The organism is Rhodoferax aquaticus, assembly GCF_006974105.1.
GTDB lineage: Bacteria > Pseudomonadota > Gammaproteobacteria > Burkholderiales > Burkholderiaceae_C > Allorhodoferax > Allorhodoferax aquaticus_A.
This window is the reverse complement of sequence record NZ_CP036282.1, coordinates 4,621,782-4,639,611: the sequence shown is the minus strand read 5'-3', so window position 1 is coordinate 4,639,611 and position 17,830 is coordinate 4,621,782. Positions and strand designations below refer to the sequence as shown.

At 59.9% G+C, this 17,830-nt stretch carries 21 protein-coding genes and 1 pseudogene; 15 read left to right on the top strand and 7 right to left on the bottom strand.

The features are described from left to right. Positions 1-114 precede the first annotated feature (114 nt). A complete protein-coding gene (locus EXZ61_RS21375) occupies positions 115-558 on the top strand; it encodes a heavy metal-responsive transcriptional regulator (protein ID WP_168224854.1) in 444 nt (147 codons plus the stop codon). Positions 559-621: 63 nt separating this feature from the next. Here EXZ61_RS21375 and EXZ61_RS21370 read toward each other — a convergent pair whose 3' ends face one another. Continuing rightward, positions 622-1,395 carry a DUF1223 domain-containing protein gene (locus EXZ61_RS21370; protein WP_142813935.1) on the bottom strand — a complete coding sequence of 258 codons (774 nt, stop codon included), beginning with the start codon at positions 1,393-1,395 and terminating at the stop codon, positions 622-624. 246 nt (positions 1,396-1,641) lie between these two features. On the opposite strand from EXZ61_RS21370, the gene EXZ61_RS21365 reads away from it, so the two are divergent. Next, positions 1,642-2,652, top strand: a complete 1,011-nt coding sequence (locus EXZ61_RS21365) for an alpha/beta hydrolase (protein ID WP_201799098.1) — start codon at positions 1,642-1,644, stop codon at positions 2,650-2,652. Here EXZ61_RS21365 and EXZ61_RS21360 read toward each other — a convergent pair. Beyond that, a complete protein-coding gene (locus EXZ61_RS21360; protein WP_142813934.1) occupies positions 2,627-3,004 on the bottom strand; it encodes a hypothetical protein in 378 nt (125 codons plus the stop codon). The genes EXZ61_RS21365 and EXZ61_RS21360 overlap by 26 nt on opposite strands. A 151-nt stretch (positions 3,005-3,155) precedes the next feature. Then, complete coding sequence (locus tag EXZ61_RS21355; protein ID WP_142813933.1) at positions 3,156-3,692, bottom strand: PadR family transcriptional regulator; 537 nt, start codon at positions 3,690-3,692, stop codon at positions 3,156-3,158. 126 nt (positions 3,693-3,818) lie between these two features. On the opposite strand from EXZ61_RS21355, the pseudogene EXZ61_RS21350 reads away from it, so the two are divergent. The 7 genes and pseudogenes from EXZ61_RS21350 to EXZ61_RS21320 form a co-directional block, all read left to right on the top strand. Continuing rightward, positions 3,819-5,837 (top strand): annotated as a pseudogene (locus EXZ61_RS21350) (oxidoreductase); the annotation flags it as partial. A 581-nt stretch (positions 5,838-6,418) separates the two neighbouring features. Further along, complete coding sequence (locus EXZ61_RS21345; protein WP_142813931.1) at positions 6,419-7,231, top strand: crotonase/enoyl-CoA hydratase family protein; 813 nt, start codon at positions 6,419-6,421, stop codon at positions 7,229-7,231. 409 nt (positions 7,232-7,640) lie between these two features. Beyond that, positions 7,641-7,904, top strand: a complete 264-nt coding sequence (locus tag EXZ61_RS21340) for a hypothetical protein (RefSeq protein WP_237219029.1) — start codon at positions 7,641-7,643, stop codon at positions 7,902-7,904. Positions 7,905-8,087: 183 nt separating this feature from the next. Next, a complete protein-coding gene (locus EXZ61_RS21335; RefSeq protein ID WP_142813930.1) occupies positions 8,088-8,267 on the top strand; it encodes a hypothetical protein in 180 nt (59 codons plus the stop codon). Then, positions 8,236-8,907 (top strand): hypothetical protein, encoded by a 672-nt coding sequence (locus tag EXZ61_RS21330; protein WP_142813929.1) that lies wholly within the window; start codon positions 8,236-8,238, stop codon positions 8,905-8,907. The genes EXZ61_RS21335 and EXZ61_RS21330 overlap by 32 nt, the downstream gene beginning before the upstream one ends. 22 nt (positions 8,908-8,929) lie before the next feature. After that, a complete protein-coding gene (locus EXZ61_RS21325; protein WP_168224853.1) occupies positions 8,930-9,391 on the top strand; it encodes a DUF2214 family protein in 462 nt (153 codons plus the stop codon). Positions 9,392-9,477: 86 nt separating this feature from the next. Further along, positions 9,478-9,852, top strand: a complete 375-nt coding sequence (locus tag EXZ61_RS21320; RefSeq protein WP_142813927.1) for a hypothetical protein — start codon at positions 9,478-9,480, stop codon at positions 9,850-9,852. 118 nt (positions 9,853-9,970) lie between these two features. Here the strand turns inward: EXZ61_RS21320 and EXZ61_RS21315 are convergent, their stop codons facing one another. After that, complete coding sequence (locus tag EXZ61_RS21315; RefSeq protein WP_142813926.1) at positions 9,971-10,843, bottom strand: MBL fold metallo-hydrolase; 873 nt, start codon at positions 10,841-10,843, stop codon at positions 9,971-9,973. A gap of 110 nt (positions 10,844-10,953) precedes the next feature. Here EXZ61_RS21315 and EXZ61_RS21310 point away from each other — a divergent pair, with 110 nt between their 5' ends. From EXZ61_RS21310 to EXZ61_RS21290, 5 genes are read left to right on the top strand one after another with little or no spacing between them, the layout of a single operon-like run. Further along, the gene (locus tag EXZ61_RS21310) at positions 10,954-11,286 is read left to right on the top strand and encodes an ArsR/SmtB family transcription factor (RefSeq protein ID WP_142813925.1); all 333 of its coding nucleotides are present in this window, start codon (positions 10,954-10,956) and stop codon (positions 11,284-11,286) included. Positions 11,287-11,310: 24 nt separating this feature from the next. Further along, entirely contained in the window at positions 11,311-11,742 is a 432-nt protein-coding gene (locus tag EXZ61_RS21305; protein WP_142813924.1) for a YeeE/YedE family protein, read from the top strand. Between the two features lie 37 nt (positions 11,743-11,779). Then, a complete protein-coding gene (locus tag EXZ61_RS21300) occupies positions 11,780-12,220 on the top strand; it encodes a YeeE/YedE family protein (protein ID WP_142813923.1) in 441 nt (146 codons plus the stop codon). A 1-nt stretch (position 12,221) separates the two neighbouring features. Then, a complete protein-coding gene (locus tag EXZ61_RS21295; RefSeq protein WP_142813922.1) occupies positions 12,222-12,566 on the top strand; it encodes a protein tyrosine phosphatase family protein in 345 nt (114 codons plus the stop codon). A gap of 18 nt (positions 12,567-12,584) precedes the next feature. Then, on the top strand, positions 12,585-14,306 hold the full coding sequence (locus EXZ61_RS21290; protein WP_201799097.1) for a SulP family inorganic anion transporter: 1,722 nt from the start codon (positions 12,585-12,587) through the stop codon (positions 14,304-14,306). Between the two features lie 53 nt (positions 14,307-14,359). On the opposite strand, the gene EXZ61_RS21285 is transcribed toward EXZ61_RS21290, so the two are convergent. After that, the gene (locus tag EXZ61_RS21285) at positions 14,360-14,959 is read right to left on the bottom strand and encodes a LysE family translocator (RefSeq protein ID WP_142813921.1); all 600 of its coding nucleotides are present in this window, start codon (positions 14,957-14,959) and stop codon (positions 14,360-14,362) included. Positions 14,960-15,079: 120 nt separating this feature from the next. Here EXZ61_RS21285 and EXZ61_RS21280 point away from each other — a divergent pair, with 120 nt between their 5' ends. Continuing rightward, on the top strand, positions 15,080-15,976 hold the full coding sequence (locus EXZ61_RS21280) for a transcriptional regulator GcvA (protein WP_142813920.1): 897 nt from the start codon (positions 15,080-15,082) through the stop codon (positions 15,974-15,976). A gap of 43 nt (positions 15,977-16,019) precedes the next feature. Here EXZ61_RS21280 and gloA read toward each other — a convergent pair whose 3' ends face one another. Both gloA and EXZ61_RS21270 read right to left on the bottom strand, forming a co-directional pair. Beyond that, on the bottom strand, positions 16,020-16,409 hold the full coding sequence (gene gloA, locus EXZ61_RS21275) for a lactoylglutathione lyase (protein WP_142813919.1): 390 nt from the start codon (positions 16,407-16,409) through the stop codon (positions 16,020-16,022). Between the two features lie 33 nt (positions 16,410-16,442). Beyond that, complete coding sequence (locus EXZ61_RS21270; RefSeq protein WP_142813918.1) at positions 16,443-17,609, bottom strand: sensor domain-containing diguanylate cyclase; 1,167 nt, start codon at positions 17,607-17,609, stop codon at positions 16,443-16,445. Between the last annotated feature and the right edge of the window lie 221 nt (positions 17,610-17,830).

Sequence of the window (17,830 nt, the reverse complement as noted above, 5' to 3'; positions counted from 1 at the left end):
GTCCAATGGGGTAAAAGAACCGAGCGTAAAGCTTGGTCTATGCTCCAATGTCAAGCATTCATCGTTCAGCGGTGTCGCCATGCCACATCGCCAACTCACCACGCATCCGCCACCATGAATATCAGTCAACTCGCCAAAGCCGTGGGGGTGTCCACCGACACCGTGCGCTACTACGAAAAACAAGGTCTGATTGGCGCGCCACAGCGACAAGCCAACGGTTATCGCAGTTACACCGAGGCGCATGTGGGTTTGCTGCGTTTTGTGCGCGGGGCGCAGGGGCTGGGCTTTTCATTGGCCGAGATTCAAACCATCTTGCCGCAGGTGGCCCAAGGTACCTTTGGCCGCACAGAAATTGAGCAGCAACTCAAAGCCAAGATGGCGCAAATCGACGCGCACATGGCCCAACTCAAGACCTTGAAGAAAGAGCTAAACGCCACCTTTGATGCCCTGCGCTGTGCGCCCACACAGCCGGTGTCCACCGCCCACGCCACCGCACCAGACAGCGGCAGCGGAGCAGGTGCTGCTACGGTGCGCCGCACGTTTGCCAAGCGCGGTTGAGGCGTGCCTCTGTGGCTTTGAACACTCCTAGGTTGCGCTAGCAGGTGATGCTTGAAGGCGGGTTTACATCGGGCATTGCAGGCTCACCGCCTGTAGCGGGGCGTTGGTCTGCACATCGCTGAGCACCAGGTTCACTTGCCGGGGGTGGTCGGCCTGCTGTGGGATGGCGGTGAACTGTAGCGTTTGCTTGCCCGTGTAGCGCCCCACCGGCACGTACTGGCGCACCACAAAGTCGTGCTGCAAAGTCTCGCCCGCGTTTTCTCCGGCCTTGACTTGTGAGCTGTGTCCGTGCTCAGTCACCGTCCAATACGCGGACCAGCGGCGGTTGGGGTCCAGGGGTTGCACCTGCGCTTCAAAACTAATGTTGTCGGCACTACGGCGCAAGGTAATTGTGGCCCCTGCCGGGCCTTCAGCTTGTGCAGCAGAGCCTTGCCGCCAGTTGCGCCAATCCAGCCCATCGCGAACCAATTGCGGTGTGTAAATACTGTTTAAGCCTTGCGTGGCCGCCTGGTCGCGTTGACGCTGGGTGAACTCGGGGGACGCAAAGCGGTCCTTCCAACCAATGTAGTCCCAGTAGGCCACGTGAAAGGCTTGCGCCACCACGGCCTTGCCCTTCAAGGTGGACAGCCACTTATCCGCCGGTGGGCAGGAGCTGCAACCTTCCGATGTGTACAACTCAATCACCGGCGTGCGCTGTGCACCAGACGTCATGCTGCATGCCAAGGGCGCAGCCATGGAAGCAATCGGCAGTAGCCAAACGATAGCGATGCCCGCTCGCCGCCAAGGCGGGTGTACGGGTGGCTTGTGCGTGCCGTGTGTTGATGCCCGTGTTGTCATGCCACTCACCCTCTTGAAGATTATGGCCTTTGGTCGTAGATGGGCGTGGTTTATTACAGGGGGCTGCAGACCATGGGGGGCTTCAGAGCAGTCTAAGTGATGCCGATGCGTTGCGTAGGCATGGGTATGGCAAAGCAAGGCGACTGCCTTTGCACGCGCTTTACATGCACGGCATACACTGGCCTAACAAGCGCAAACGATGCAGCTAACCGTGTGCAAATCATTACGGTAAATCTGGAGGTCACCATGAGAAAACAACGGGGTATGCGGGGCTTGGTTTGGGCCACTGTGGTGGCGCTTAGTGGCGCGGCCGTCGCGCAGACAGAGCCTGTGCAGCGCAGCGCTGGGGGCGGGTTGATGCCGGGCGCCATGGCGCCTCAGCGCGCCGATACCTCGGGCATCCATAGCAAGTTCTTGGATGTGCCGTATGCAGCCATGTCGCCTGCGCAGACGCTGGACTTGTACCTACCCAACGACGCCCAAGGTCCTTACCCTTTGATCATTGAAATCCATGGCGGCGGTTTTATGCTGGGCTCCAAGTCTGCCGACATCGGGCCTATGTTGCTGGGGCTGCAGCGTGGCTATGCACTGGCGTCTATCAACTATCGCTTAAGCAGCGAAGCAAAGTTTCCTGCTGCGGTGAATGACGTAAAGGCCGCCATACGCTTTTTGCGTGCCAATGCGGCGAAGTACCAACTAGACGCTAACCGCTTTGCCACCTGGGGAGGCTCTGCCGGCGGCAACCTGTCGGCCATGGCGGCTTTGTCTGGTGGGGTTCAAGCCTTGAGCGACCCTGCGCTGGGGCTGATGGATACCTCTGACAGAGTGCAGGCAGCCATTGTGTGGTTTGGGCCCATCGACTTTGGAGCAATGGATGCAGAGTTTGCTGCGCTGGGCACCAGCGGCAGAATGGGTGCTACCAACGCGCCATCTTCCGCCGAGTCCCGCTATTTGGGGCAGGTCATAGGCACCCCGCAAGCGCAGACACTGGTGCAAGAGGCCAATCCATTGAGCTACCTCACACCCGACGACCCGCCCTTGTATGTCCAGCACGGTACCGCTGACCGCAATATTCCGATCACCCAGTCCGTCAACTTTGCGGCCAAGGCAGGCGCTGTCTTGGGCAAAGACCAGGTACGCTTTGAGCCCATCGAGGGCGCAGACCATGGGGGTGCCCGATTCAACGCGCCTGACAACGCAGGCAAGATCTTGGACTTTTTAGACCAAGCCCTCAAGCGGCCGCGCGTGCCCGGCTGATCAGCTTGCCGTGCGGCAGGCTCGATAGGCGGCGATACAGGTGCCCACAGTAGCCTTTGATGGCCAAGCATTTGTTGATTTCGTCCACCGGCAGTGGACCGGAGACCACCACAATGTCATTGGCACTGTCATGTGCGCCGGATGCGCGCAACCGCCGCCGTGCCGAAGTCGCCCACGACTGAATGCGCCCAGGCGCCCCATGGTCGTGCAGCTTGCCGGTGCTGGCGTCAAAGGCAATGGCCACGGTGTCGGTCTTCAAGCGCAGCCGGTGCTCCCCTGTGGCCACACTTTGCGGTGTGCTCAGGTCATACAAACAATAGCTGCCCTCTTTCAGTTGGTATTGCAAAGCCATGCGATCTCCTCAGTTGCGCAAATTCTGAGGTTCCACCGCCAAAACTAAAGCGAGAACAAGCGGGGCATTGGGGGGGCTTTTTGAGAGTGATGGGGTTTTGTCTTGCCCCATAGCGACTACGACGCCCGCTTTATTTATGTCAACCGGCCCGTTAAGCGCCCTCCAGCACCTTCAACGCCTCCAGTGCCCAGGCGATGCTACCTTCCTCATACAGGATCCCCTTCTTGAGGATCAGATGCTGGAGTCGCGCAGCCCGGGACATCGCGTCGCCCCGTGAAAAGTCGCGCGCCTCAATAGCCCGGTAGTGCGCCAGCTTCTCGGTGTGCTGTGCCATGCGGGCGCGCAGCTCGGCACTCAAGTCCACCTCGTCCAGCGCCGCATCGGCACGCAGTTTTACGATGAATTCATCGCGCAAATCCATGGGCGCTGCGGGTTCGCGGGTCCAGCGCACCAGCTCGGCGCGGCCCGCAAGCAGCACCTTGTATTCGCGCTTGCGGGTGGCGCCGGCGTCGGGGGCGGAGTCGGAGACGATCCAGCCTTTTTCTTCCATGCGGGCCAGTTCGCGGTAGATCTGCTGGTGGGTGGCGTGCCAGAAGTAGCCGATGGACTTGTCAAACCGGCGCGCCAGTTCGTAGCCTGAGGACGGTTTTTCGATAAGGGAGGTGAGTACGGCGTGGGCAAGCGACATGGGGGTGAGTCTAAGGGTAGCTCTCTAGCTATGCAACCAGTTGCATAAACTTCGCTAGACTTCTACACTACTGCAACTGGTTGCATAGTTGCACCACAGCCACCTAACAACAACGGAGACCGCCCCATGACCACCGCCCCCACCTACCCGCACATGCTCCAGCCCCTGGACCTGGGCTTTACCACCCTGAAAAACCGGGTGCTCATGGGCTCCATGCACGTGGGCCTAGAAGAAGCCAAAGACGGCTTCAACCGCATGGCTGCCTTCTACGCCGAGCGCGCCAAGGGCGGTGTAGGCCTGATCGTGACCGGTGGCATTGCCCCCAATGACCGCGCCCGCCCCATGCCCGGCGGTGCTGCCATGACCACGCAAAAAGAAGCCGACAAGCACAAGGTAGTGACCGATGCCGTACACGCCGCAGGCGGAAAAATTTGCATGCAGATCCTGCACTTTGGCCGCTACGCCTACCACCCCGAGCTGGTGGCACCCAGCGCCCTGAAAGCGCCCATCAGCCCCTTCCGCCCCCATGCGCTCACCACTGAGGAGGTGAGCCAGACCATTGAGGACTACGCCAACGCAGCGGCACTGGCACAAAGCGCGGGCTACGACGGCGTGGAGATCATGGGTTCTGAGGGCTACCTGATCAACGAGTTCATTGCCAAGCAGACCAACCAGCGCGACGACGAATGGGGCGGCTCTTATGAAAACCGCATCCGCTTCCCGCTGGAAATCGTGCGCAAAACGCGCGCACGGGTAGGCGCCAACTTCATCCTCATCTTCCGCCTCTCCATGTTGGACTTGGTAGAAGGTGGCTCTACCAAGGAAGAAGTAGTGCAACTGGCGCAAGCGCTGGAGGCCGCGGGCGTCACCATCCTGAACACCGGCATCGGCTGGCACGAGGCCCGCATTCCCACCATCGCCACCAAAGTGCCGCGCGCCGCGTTTGCCTGGGTCACCGAGCAGCTCAAAGGCAAAGTGAAAATTCCGCTGATCGCCACCAACCGCATCAACACGCCGGAGGTGGCTGAGCAAATTCTTAGCAGCGGCCAAGCCGACATGGTGAGCATGGCCCGCCCCTTCCTGGCCGACCCGCTGTTTGTGCAAAAGGCCGCCGAGGGCAAGGCGGACCAGATCAACACCTGCATAGGCTGCAACCAGGCCTGCCTGGACCACACCTTTGGCGGCAAGATCACCAGCTGCCTGGTAAACCCGCGCGCCTGCCATGAGACGCTGATGGTGGACAGCCCCGCCCCCAGCAAAGAGCGCATCGCCGTGGTGGGCGCAGGCCCGGCCGGTCTGGCCTTTTCTACCGAAGCGGCCAGGCGCGGCTTTGAGGTGACGTTGTTTGATGCGGCCAGCGAAATCGGCGGCCAGTTCAACGTAGCCAAGCAAGTGCCCGGCAAGGAAGAGTTTTACGAGACGCTGCGCTATTTCGGCAAGCAAATTGAGCTGACGGGCGTGAAGCTGCAGCTCAACCAAAAAGTCAGCGCCCAAGACCTGACAGCGGCTGGTTTTAAGCACGTGGTGCTGGCTACCGGCGTGACACCGCGCATGCCTGAGATTGAAGGCATCACCCACCCCAAGGTGCTGGGCTACCTGGACGTGCTGCGCGACAAGAAGCCGGTAGGCAAGACCGTGGCGCTGATTGGCGCAGGCGGCATCGGCTTCGACACTGCCGAATACTTGCTGCACGAAGGCACTAGTCCAAGCTTGGACCAGGTCAAATTCTTTGCCGAGTGGGGCGTAGACACCACGTTTGCCCAAGCTGGCGGCATCAAGCCCGCACACATTGAGAAAACCCCACGCAAGGTTTACCTGCTGCAACGCAAGACCAGCAAAGTGGGCGACGGCCTGGGCAAGACCACAGGCTGGATTCACCGCACCTCGCTCAAGAACCGCGAGGTGGAAATGATCAACGGCGTGACCTACCGCAAGGTGGACGATGCCGGCCTGCACATCACCGTGGGCGGCAAGGACATGGTGCTGCCGGTTGACAACGTGGTGGTTTGCGCAGGCCAGGACCCGCAGCGCGCGCTGCAGGCTGAGCTGCAAGCCGCAGGCGTGAACGTGCACCTGATAGGCGGTGCCGATGTGGCTGCCGAGCTGGACGCCAAGCGTGCCATCAAGCAAGGTACCGAGCTGGCTTTGGCCTTTGGCGCTAAGCCTGCTCAGGCAGCTGAAGCCGGCGCTGCACCCACGCTGGCGCAAACGCTGCCCGCACCCGTGGCCGCCAGCCTCAAGCTGTGGCACCAGATGATTGCCGAGAACAACCTGGCCGAGCTGCCCACCATCTTGCACCGCAAGGCCGTGTTCCGCTCGCCCATGGCGCATACGCCTTACCCCAGCGCGCAGGCAGTGCAAGTCATCTTGACCAATGTGGTGCAGGTGTTTGAAGACTTCAAATACCACCGCGAGCTGGCCAGTGCCGACGGCCACAGCCTGGTTCTGGAGTTCAGCGCCAAGGTCAACGGCAAAGAACTCAAGGGCATTGACATGGTGCAGTTCGACGCTGAGGGCAAGATCACCGACTTTGAAGTGATGGTGCGCCCCATGAGCGGCCTGCAGGCGCTGGGGGACGAGATGGGCAAGCGACTGGCGCCCTACATGGCCATGATGAAGCCAGCCAAGACCTGAGCTTCTGATTCATCAATACTATAAAAATAGTAGCAGCTAGCGCACATTCCAACTGCGCTAGCAGCCTATTTGCCACCTAAAAGGAGACACGCATGGAGTTTGAAACCCTGAAAGTCACGCTGGACGCACACATTGCCACCATCCGCCTGAACCGCCCCGACAAAGCCAACGCCATGAACGCCACCATGTGGCAAGAAATCCGCCAGGCTTTTGAGTGGGTGGACCGCACCCCCGAGGCGCGGGTGGCGGTGTTGCAAGGCGAAGGCAAGTTGTTCTGCGCGGGCATAGACCTACAAATGATGATGGGCATAGGCCCGCAGATTGCCAACGACTGCGACGGCCGCATGCGCGAGAGCCTGCGCCGCATGATTCTGGATATGCAAGACACGCTCACCAGCCTCGAGCGCTGCCGCAAGCCGGTGCTGGCGGCCATCCATGGCGGTTGCATAGGAGGTGGCATCGACCTGGTGACCTGCGCCGACATGCGCTACGCCAGCACCGATGCGTTTTTCACCATCAAGGAGATCGACATCGGCATGACCGCCGACGTGGGCACCCTGCAGCGCCTGCCTAAGCTGGTGGGCGATGGCATCACCCGCGAGCTGGCCTACACGGGCCGCAAGATGGACGCCACTGAGGCCAAGAGCATCGGCCTGGTGAACCGCGTGTTTGAAAGCCGCGAAGCGCTCTACGCTGGGGTGCAAGAGATTGCCGCCACGATTGCGGCCAAGTCACCGCTTTCCATTCGCGGCACCAAGGAAATGATCACCTACGCCCGCGACCACAGCGTGGCCGACAGCCTGAACTACATCGCCACCTGGAACGCTGCCATGCTGATGAGCCAGGACCTGACCGAGGCTATGACGGCGAACATGCAGAAACGCTCGCCCGTCTTTAGGGACTGACCCGCCGCAGCGGCTACGCCTACCCAACATTGCTGGCAATGTATGAGCCGCTGTACGGCGCGAATAGATGCAAAAACCTACCTTGGCGCCCGTGGAATATGCGCAGAGAGCTACATTATTTGTAGCTATCTACGCAGAACCCACGGCCCTTGCCAGCGCTGCGCGGGCCAGTAGGCTGGTGGAATCTAGCTAAAGTTTTCAATCGCGGTTTGAAAATAGGCCACGCGTGTCGCTTGGATGGTGCCTGGCACCCTCGGCGCAAATGGTGCGATAGCACAAGGCAGCCCCTTAGTCGGAGCAGCCCACGATGACTATGTGTTGGGTCATGGTGTGCGATAGAGAGTTGAAACTGTCTGACTACGTGGCATAACGTTCAACGCAATGCCCATCATTTGAATCGTTACACCGCATGGCACTTAGCCTGAGTGGGCTCAAAATAGCGCCATTTACCACCGAGGTCTTTGTGAATTCACCCACTGCCCATGCCGCACTCATTGGCGCTTTCAAACGCGTGCAGGCCGATGCCACGCATAAGTTTGGTCTGATCCAAACCGTGGCCAAGAAGGGGCCCAAGGCCATACAGGCCGCGACGGACACCGCCGCCAAAGCGGCCAAGCGCAGAGATGCCTACGCCAAAAAGCTCAGTGATCTGGGCCTTGCGCTGCCAGAGTGAGTGGAATGCGTGGGGGCGAGCAGGTGGTGTCGGCCACCTCGCTGGCAACGCGAACACCGCAAAGCGCCCTTCACTGTTGCATTTCTAGCAATGGTGCCTTCGTGGCTAGCCCCTTTTTGCCAAAGGGGCGCAGACCTACAGTCACTCCATCGATTCCCGCCCCCACTTTCCTTGGAGCTCCCCATGACCTTGTTGTCTTCTCTGTTGCTTGTTAACCCGCGCACCTTGCGCATCGTGTCCGCAGCAGCCTGTCTGTTGGCCGCGTCCTTATCGCATGCACAAATGGCCCCATCGGCCCTGGCAACGCTGGAGGCCTTGCAAACATCGCCTGATGTCTGCGGGGGCTTTGGTGTACCGCGGTGACACGTTTGCCCAGCGCACACCCGCAGGGGACCCGCTGTACCGCTACGAGCGGCGCGTGTTGGCCGTCTCAAACGGCCTGTCGGCTAGCCACATCACCCGCGACCCCGCCGGGCGCGTGATCATTGTGGAGTCGGCACAGGTGTCGCCCAGCTACGCGCTGCGCAGCTTTGTCGCCACCAACCAGCAAGCGGGTTTTTCAGGCCGTGTGCAGATCAGCAGCGATGGACGCCGTGTGAACTACGAGCTCAATGACAACGGCAAGCTGAGCCAAGCGTCTGAAGAAGTGACAGACCCCGTTGTCAGCGGCCCCTCCATGTTCGGCTTTATTCTGAAACACTGGGAGCCACTCGTCGCAGGTGCCAAGGTGCCCGTGCGCATGCTGGTACTCCGCGACAAAACCACCTACGGCTTTGACGTGAAGCTTGAAAAGCAAGACAGTGGTCAGACCGCCTTCACCATCACGCCCAGCAGTTTTTTGATTCGCATGGCCATTGCGCCGCTGCGGGTGGTGTTTGACACCAGCAGCAAGACCGCTGTGCGCTACGAAGGCCGCGTGCCCCCCATGCAAAACGTGTCTGGCAAGCTCAAAGATTTGGATGCGCGGGTGGAATACACCACGCTTGCACCCACGTACCGCTGATTCCGCCCCCTACCGTGGACTGATGATGACTCACTTTTTTGCAGCGGTGCACCACCTGGCCGTGCTGACTCTGTTGGCCTGCGTGCTGATTTCTTTGCACCAACTGGGGCAGCCTCTCACGGTGCCCCATGCGCGCCGCTTGCGCGCCACCGATATGGCCAACGGCCTAGCCGCTACGGTGGTTCTGGTGGTCGGGTTGGTGCGCGTTTTCTATTGGGAAAAGGGCGCAGCGTTTTACTTTCACAATGGGCCATTTTTGGCCAAGTTGGGTCTGTATGGGCTGGCAAGCGTGCTCTCGCTCGTGCCTACGGTCGAGATGCATCGCTGGCGAACCGCACTCCAGCGTGGCCTGTTACCGGCCGTGAGTCGCCAAAAAATAGCTCTGTTGCGCGCCACTGCGATGCTGCAGCTGGCCTGCCTACTGGCCATGGCGATGTGCGCCTACTTGGCCGCCCGTGGGCGGGAGTGGCCCAGCTTGGGATAGTGGCTCATGCGATGTGTAGCGCCTTGGCGGGTCAAGGTAGGGCAGCTTGTGGATATGCTTGGCCCAAACTTTGATTTGGCAAACGTATGGCGAAACTTCCGATCCGCATCTTGGGCTGCCTGAGCGCCCTGCTTCCTGTCTGTGCGTGGGCATCCACTGTGGCTGGCACGACCACTTTGTACTGGGGCTTACCGGGGCTGTTGCTGGCCAACGGGCTGGCGCTGTGGCTGCGCACTATGCGCCCCACACGCCTGCGGCAAACCACCATCAAACTTGTGTACTACCCGGCGCTGTTTGTCGCCGCCCTGGTGGCTTTGGATGCAGTGGCCAGCGCGGTAAGCCGTGGCTGGTACGGTCTTTTGGTGGGGGCGCTGTATTTCGCACTTTTTGCTGGTTTGCTGTATCTGTTGCGCCAGCTGCTGAGTGCCGAGCTCGTGACCGACGCTTCGTCCACGCCGTAGTGCTGGGTTGCCCCGGGGCCGCATGGCGCTTGCCCAAGCGCAGTTGTAGGCGGCATGGGTGCCGCGCGAGGACCCTTGATCTGTAGCTTGCCCAAACGCGTGCGGGCCGACCAGTTTTTTATAAAACGTTGAGCGGAATCTTCAAGTAGGCCTTGCCATTGGGTTCGGGCGGGGGCATGGCCCCGGCGCGGATGTTGATCTGCACCGAAGGCAAGATCAGGTTGGGCATGGCCAGCCCTGCGTCGCGCTGGCTGCGCATGGCGACAAAGGCATCTTCGCTGACCCCATCGCGGATATGGATGTTGCTTGCGCGCTGCTCTGCCACAGTGGACTCCCAGGCGGGCTCGCGTCCGTCTGGCGGGTAGTCGTGGCACATGTACAAGCGTGTGGCGTCGGGCAGCGCCATCAAGCTGCGCACGCTCTTGTAAAGGGCGTGTGCGTTGCCGCCTGGAAAGTCGCACCGCGCGGTACCCACATCGGGCATGAACAGGGTGTCGCCCACAAACACGGCGTCACTGACCTGGTACGCCATGCAGGCCGGTGTGTGGCCGGGAACAGGCAGCGCATGGGCGCTCAGTGTGCCAATGGCAAAGGCTTCGTTGGCTTGGAACAAGTGGTCAAACTGGCTGCCGTCGGGGTGAAATTCGGGCTCTAGGTTAAAGATGCCCTTGAACACGCTTTGCACATCGGTAATGGCCGCCCCAATGGCAATTTGGCCACCGAGGTGTTTGCGCAGGTAGTGGGCTGCGGACAGGTGGTCGGCGTGGGCATGGGTTTCCAAGATCCATTGCACGCGCAGCCCTTGGTCTTGGATAAAGGCCATTAAGGTGTCTGCCGATGCGGTGCTGGTGCGGCCCGACTTGCTGTCGTAGTCCAGCACGCTGTCAACAATGGCGCAGTGGCCCCCCGGCTGGTCATACACCACATAGCTCACGGTCCAGGTGGCGGGGTCAAAAAAGGCCTGTACTTTGGGTTGTGCTGGGTCTGTCATAAAAGCTCCTGCAAGTTGGGTGTCGTTAATTAAGATGTGTATAGTTTATTGACAAATAGATTGTTTGTAAATAGAATATCGACATTGAAATTCAAAACGGAATCTTGACCATGCTCGCTGCACCCGAAGTTGCACCACCGCCCTCCCTCGATGTAGAGGCACTGCGCCAGTCTGCCAATGCGGCCTGTCGCCTGATGAAGGCCCTGTCCAACCCCGACCGATTGCTCTTGCTGTGCCAACTCAGCCAAGGCGAAAAAAACGTGGGTGAGCTCGAAGCCTTGGTCGGCATTGCACAGCCCACGCTTTCGCAGCAACTGGGCGTGCTGCGGGACGAGGGCCTGGTTACCACGCGGCGCGAAGGCAAAAACATCTACTACTGCATTAGCAGCACGCAGGCCTTGGCGGTCATGAACGTGTTGTATGCCCAGTTTTGCAAGACCTGAAAACGACTTACCTGGAGTACCTCTATGACGATTGATTGGAACCATTTCACCCCCTGGGCTTCGCTGGTGGGAGGCATCTTGCTGGGCTTGGCCTCTGCGGCATTCATCTTGGTGAATGGCCGTATCTTGGGCATAAGCGGCATTGTGGGCGGCTTGCTGCGCCCCAAAGCGGGAGACGCTGGCTGGCGCATCGCCTTTGTGCTGGGCATGTTGGTCGCGCCTTTGCTGTACATGCGGGTCGCTGGCCCAGTAGTCGCCACCATCGACGCCAGCTGGGGCGCTGTGGTGCTGGCGGGTCTGCTGGTGGGCGTGGGTACGCGCTATGGCTCGGGTTGCACCAGCGGCCACGGCGTCTGCGGACTTTCCCGTTTGTCGCCACGGTCGTTGGCAGCCACCCTGTCTTTTATGGGCGCGGGCTTTGCCATCGTTTTCGTCATTCGTCACCTGATCGCCTGAGCACAGGCCCATCCCTACCCATGGAAGGAGTATTGCAATGCAACACCGTGTCACCGAGTTTTTTGTGGGCTTGCTGTTTGGCCTGGGGCTGATCGTGGCGGGCATGACAGACCCTAGCAAAGTGCTGGGATTTCTGGACCTTGCGGGCCATTGGGACCCCTCCTTGGCCTTTGTCATGGGCGGGGCAATCTTGGTGGGCTTGGGCGCGTTTGCGGTGGCCAAGAAGCGCACCACCAACTTTTTGGGCGGCGCGTTGCACCTGCCGACGTCCACCGATATTGACAAACGACTGATAGCAGGCGGCTTGTTGTTTGGTGCGGGTTGGGGAATCGCGGGCTTTTGCCCAGGTCCTGCCATTGTTTCGTTAGGCGCGGGGCAACCGAAAGCCGCAGTGTTTGTAGTTGCCATGCTGGCCGGTATGGCCTTGTTTGAAATTTTGGAGCGCATGCAAGCGCGTAGAACAGCAGGAGCACAGTGATATGCACATTCCTACCCAATCCATCGCACCCGGTTTTGCCGTGGCCGCTCAGTTGTCTGAGGATCACATGGCTGCCGCAGCGGCCCAAGGGTTCAAATCAGTGGTCAATAACCGCCCCGACGGAGAAGGCGGTTCTAGCCAACCCTTGAGCCAGGCACTTGCAGTTGCGGCCCAGGCCCATGGTCTGCACTACGTGTACTTGCCCGTGGTCAGTGGTGCCATTACCCCTGAGCAAGCCTTGGCCATGCAAGAGGCCCTGAAGACAGCGCCCCAACCCGTGCTGGCGTTTTGCCGATCAGGCGCGCGGTCTGCGCAGCTGTACGCCCTTGCCCAAACGGCGGCCTGAGCCGCACCAAGGCCAACCATGACCCCGCGTAACGCCTCGTTGGTGTCTCTAACTCCCCAGTGGTTGCGCCACTACCAAAAGGCCTGGCTCGCGGGTGACCTGACCGCTGGACTGATCGTGACGGTCATGCTCATTCCACAAAGCTTGGCTTACGCCTTGTTGGCGGGTTTGCCGCCCGAAGTGGGCCTGTACGCGAGCATTCTCCCCATCGTCGCTTACGCCTTGCTGGGCTCTAGCATGACGTTGGCGGTAGGCCCTGTGGCTGTGGCTTCGCTGATGACCGCAAGCGCGATCGCCCCCTTGGCGGTGGCTGGTACTGCGGAGTACGCGGCTTTAGCAGTGCAGCTGTCTTTGATTTCGGGTGCCATGTTGCTTGCCTTTGGCGTCATGCGTCTGGGGTTTTTGGCGCACTTTTTGAGCCATCCCGTCATCAGTGGCTTCATTACCGGGTCGGCCGTGGTGATCGCCATTGGCCAACTCAAGCACCTGTTGGGTGTGCGGGTGCCCTCGTCCTCCACGTGGGAGACCCTCAAGGGTTTGGTCCTCGCACTGCCGCAAACCAATGTCGCTACCTTGGCGCTGGGTCTAGGTAGTTTGATTTTTCTGGTGGTCGCGCGGCGCTACCTGAGCGGGTGGTTGGTACGCATGGGCATGCCTGCCAAAGTGGCAGAACTGCTGACCAAGCTGGCGCCAATGGTTGCAGTGATTGCGTCCATCGCCGTGGTGGCACTGGCTCGCCTAGACCTCAGTGCCAAGGTGAGCGTTGTGGGTGTGGTGCCACAGGGCCTGCCGCACATGGAGCTGGCATTGCCGGGGCTTAGCACCGTGGGCCAGTTGTGGTTGCCTGCATTGCTTATTGCGCTGGTGGGCTTTGTGGAGAGCGTGTCCGTCGCGCAATCCTTGGCGCTGAAACGCCAACAACGCATTGCCCCCAATAAGGAGTTGCTGGGTCTGGGCGCGGCCAATATTGCCAGTGCGCTGTCGGGGGGCTACCCGGTGACGGGTGGCTTTGCTCGCTCGGTGGTCAACTTTGCGGCGGGTGCCAACACGCCCTTGGCAGGCGTAGTGTCCGCTGCACTCATGGCGCTGGTGATTGCATCCATGACGGGCGCCTTCTACTACTTGCCCCATGCGGTTCTGGCGGCCACCATCATCGTGGCCGTGGTGTCCTTGGTGGACTTTGACACGCTGAAAGAAGCGTGGCACTACGACCGGGCCGATGCGCTCTCCCTCATGGCCACAGCCTTGGGCGTGATTGCCATGGGAGTGGAGGTAGGTATTTTGATGGGCGTGGCGCTTTCATTGGGTGTGCTGGTGTGGCGCAGCAGTCGCCCCCATATGGCGGTAGTGGGACGTGTGCCAGGTACAGAGCACTTTCGCAACATCGAGCGCCACTCTGTGGAAACGGTCCCCGGATTGCTGGCCCTGCGCGTGGACGAGAGCCTGTTCTTTGCAAACGCCTCTGCCCTAGAAGACCGGGTGGAAGACTTGATACGTGCTGACGCCACAGTGCGCCGTGTCGTGTTGGTGTGCTCTGCCGTCAACCAAATCGACACCACCGCCTTGGGTGTGCTGACTGAGCTCCATGCGAGTTTGGCTAAACGCGGCGTCTCGCTAGCGCTTGCAGAAGTTAAGGGCCCGGTCATGGACCGACTGCAACACACTGCGCTGGGCCGAGCTTTGCAGGGGCGGGTGTTTCAGAGTGTGCATGCAGCATTCACAGCGCTACGTGCTGCGTAGCGCTTCTATCGCGGCCCCTTGCGCCCAGCGCCTCAGCGTGTGCGCTGGCCGGTTTAAGACAAGGCGGTGTAGGCGGCAACCAGCACCATGCTCAAACCGAACGCTATGCCTTGGGCCCGGATGGAGCGCGCACTTTGGATGCGGCTAAACAAAACTTGGCCACCGTAAATCCAGGCAAAGTGACACACCAAGCCCACAGCCACAAAGACCAGTGCAATCTGTGTCACCTGCATGGCAAGCGGCAAACTCGGCGTCAAAAACTGGGAGTACATCACCAAGATCATGGTGTGGATCTTCGGGTTGAGCGAGAGCGACAAGAAGCCATCCATAAAGCCCATGGGGGCTTGGTCTTGTCTCTCCGCCATGGATGTCGATTTGAAAAACCCCCACGCCAGATACAGCACATACAGCGTGCCGCCCCACTTTAAAAGGTCGTAGGCCACGGGGTAGGTTTTGAACAGCTCACTGAGCCCAAAGCCATACACCAAGCACCACACAAAGTTGCCCAACTCAAAGCCCATCCAAAAGGGCACGGTGCCACGCACGCCAAAGCGCCCACCCAAGGCGGCCAACACGGTATTGCCCGGGCCGGGGCTCAAAATCATAGGTACTGCAAACGTGAGCAGCAGACCCCAAACTTTCCATTCGATCATTTCCAAACGCTCCAAAGAAGGCGCTACGCAGGAGGGTAGCCAGGAGCCGCAATTACAAGCGGCGCAGCACGTTTTTCAAAACCATGGTTTTTCATGGGCTCGATTAGTTATATTGGGGGAATGTCACGCCGCTTACCCCCGCTCAACGCCATCCGTGCCTTCGAAGCCGCAGCGCGTCACGGTAGCTTTACCAAAGCGGCTGTGGAGTTGTATGTGACGCAAGGCGCGGTCAGCCACCAAGTCAAATTGCTGGAGCAGTGGTTGGGCCTACCCCTCTTTGAACGCTTTGGCCATTCCCTGACACTCACGGCACAAGGCCGCAGCTACTTGCCTGCGCTAAGCAAGGCCTTGGATGCCGTGGCCAGTGCGACCGAGCGCCTGGGGGCGGACGTTTTGGCGGGGCCTTTGCGGGTGACTGTGTTGCCTTCGCTGGCTAGCAAGTGGCTGATGCCGCGCTTGGGGGCATTTCAGACGCAATACCCCGAAATTGACCTCCACATCAGCACCAGTGCAGAGCTGCATGACTTTTCGGCGGATGCCTTTGATGTAGGCATTCGTTCTGGCCTTGGGCGCTGGGCAGGCTTGCGTGCCGATCTGATTGCCCACGAAGCACTCACGCCCGTGCTCAGCCCTAAGCTCGCAGCCACCCATGCGCTGCAAGTTCCCGCCGATCTGGCCAGCTTCACCTTGCTACACGATCAGCCGCGCGACCTATGGCCCCGGTGGTTGAATAGGGTGGGTGCCCATGAGATCAATGCCGCACAGGGCTTAAGTTTCAGCGACGCAGCGCTGGTGTTGCAGGCTGCAGTGGACGGGCATGGCATCGCCATGGGGCGGGTGTTTTTGGCGGCGAATGACCTCGCGGCAGGCCGACTGGTGCAACCGTTTCCGCAGACACTGGCCAATGACTTTAGCTATTGGCTGGTGTGCCCGAAATCAACAGCAGCCAAGCCACGCATTGCCGCATTTCGAACATGGTTGCTTGCCGAAGCGGGCGCTTCGGCATGGACCGGCTGACTGGCTGTGCGCAAGCAAACCAAACTGCGTGCCCCCCAAAGCCCTAGAGTTCAGTGCGTTGGATGAGTTCGATCTTGTAGCCGTCTGGGTCTGTGACGAACGCAATGACGGTATTGCCCCCTTTCACCGGGCCAGCCTCACGGGTCACTTGGCCGCCAGCGGCTTTGATTTTTTCGCAGGCGGCGTAAGCATCGGGCACACCCAAGGCAATGTGACCATAGGCGGTGCCTAGCTCATAGCGGTCCACCCCCCAGTTGTAGGTCAGTTCAATCTCGGCATGGTCTGGGTTTTTGCCGTAGCCAATGAAGGCTAGCGTGTACTTGTACTCAGGATTCTCTGAGGTTCTCAGCAATTGCATGCCCAGTACGTGGGTGTAGAAGTCGATGGAGCGTTGAAGATTGCCAACGCGCAGCATGGTGTGGAGTAGTCGCATGCGCGCATTGTGCCTTGGCGCAGCAGTTCCGTCCTAGGCTGTTTCTGTCACTTCCACTCGGTTGCGTCCAAGGCGTTTGGCCTCATACATGGCGGCGTCGGCCCGTTTCACGAGGGAGTCCATACCTTCATCAGCCCGAAAAACCGCTACGCCAAAACTGCCTGTGACCGCAATGGTTTTGCCCTCATAGAGCAAGGGGTTTTCGTCCAACATCTGCCGGATACGGTTGGCAGTTTCGCGGGCGCCCGTGAGGTGGGTGTTGGGTAGCAACAGTAAAAACTCTTCGCCCCCAAATCGCCCCATGGCGTCTACATTGCGTATCACCCCTTGGGTCAGGTGCACGGCGTGTTTGATCGCAGCGTCACCCGCATGGTGGCCATGCTGGTCGTTGATGTGTTTGAATAAGTCTAGGTCAAACAGAATACAGGTCATCTGTTCACCAAAGCGAACACACCGCTCGCGATTGAGCACAAAGCGGGCTTCAATGGAGCGCCGGTTCAGGCAGTTGGTGAGGGGGTCACGCTCTGCCAAGTCCTTGATGCGCATAACAAGCCGTGTTCCAGTGAGCATGCCCAGGGTGTAGTTGAGCAGTAAAAGCAGACCCAGCATGCTCCAAAAGAAGGGGGCTTCGCTGGCGTGCATTTCGACGGGTGATCCGTGTAGGCCAAGCGCACTTGCGCTGAGCAACAGCGCGCGCAGCAGCATGACACAGGCAACCACAAGGCAAGGCAATCCAATGGCGAGGCGGGCACTTAAGTGAAAGCGGTCAGCGTCCATGCCTTTGAAGCCGTCGGCAAAACCGGTCGCTGCAATCCATGCTCCTGCGAGTGACCAAACAATGCCCATAGCATGGTGAGACTCCGCGCTTGGGGACAGGGGCGCTGTGAAGATGATGACCAAGCCCAGGGGAAGCCAGTGTGTCCACGGTGTGTCATGCTGTTTAAACACCAGCTGATTGATGCCACTGCGAAACAAGGTCATGCCGGCCAACACAAGCCAGTCGGCTAGGTGAAAGTGCAGGTGGTCAGGCTGCGTTTGTCTGCCCAAGGTGAGCCATACCCCTGCGACCAGCAGCAAATTGGCCGTCGCAATGCGGTAAGCGGCGCGAGGCGCTAACTCCAGCACGGAGGCCATGATGGCCCAGTACGCGGCGCTGATCAAGGCGACCACCACCAGCACTTGCATCAACGTTTGATCCATGCAGCTCCCTTGCGCTTTTTCCTTGCACAGGTGTGCAGTCTGCCACTGATTCAGGCAAGTAGAAAGGGCTTTCTGGCCATGGGTTCATGGGTCTCTCTCTTTCTGCGCGACACGGTGCCCTTGGCGGCAAACGACTGCGAAACGCACAGGGGTTTTGCACTAACGATGCGATGCTGGGGTAGGATAGAACCGCCATACGCGGTGGGGCTTTGTAACCCTCC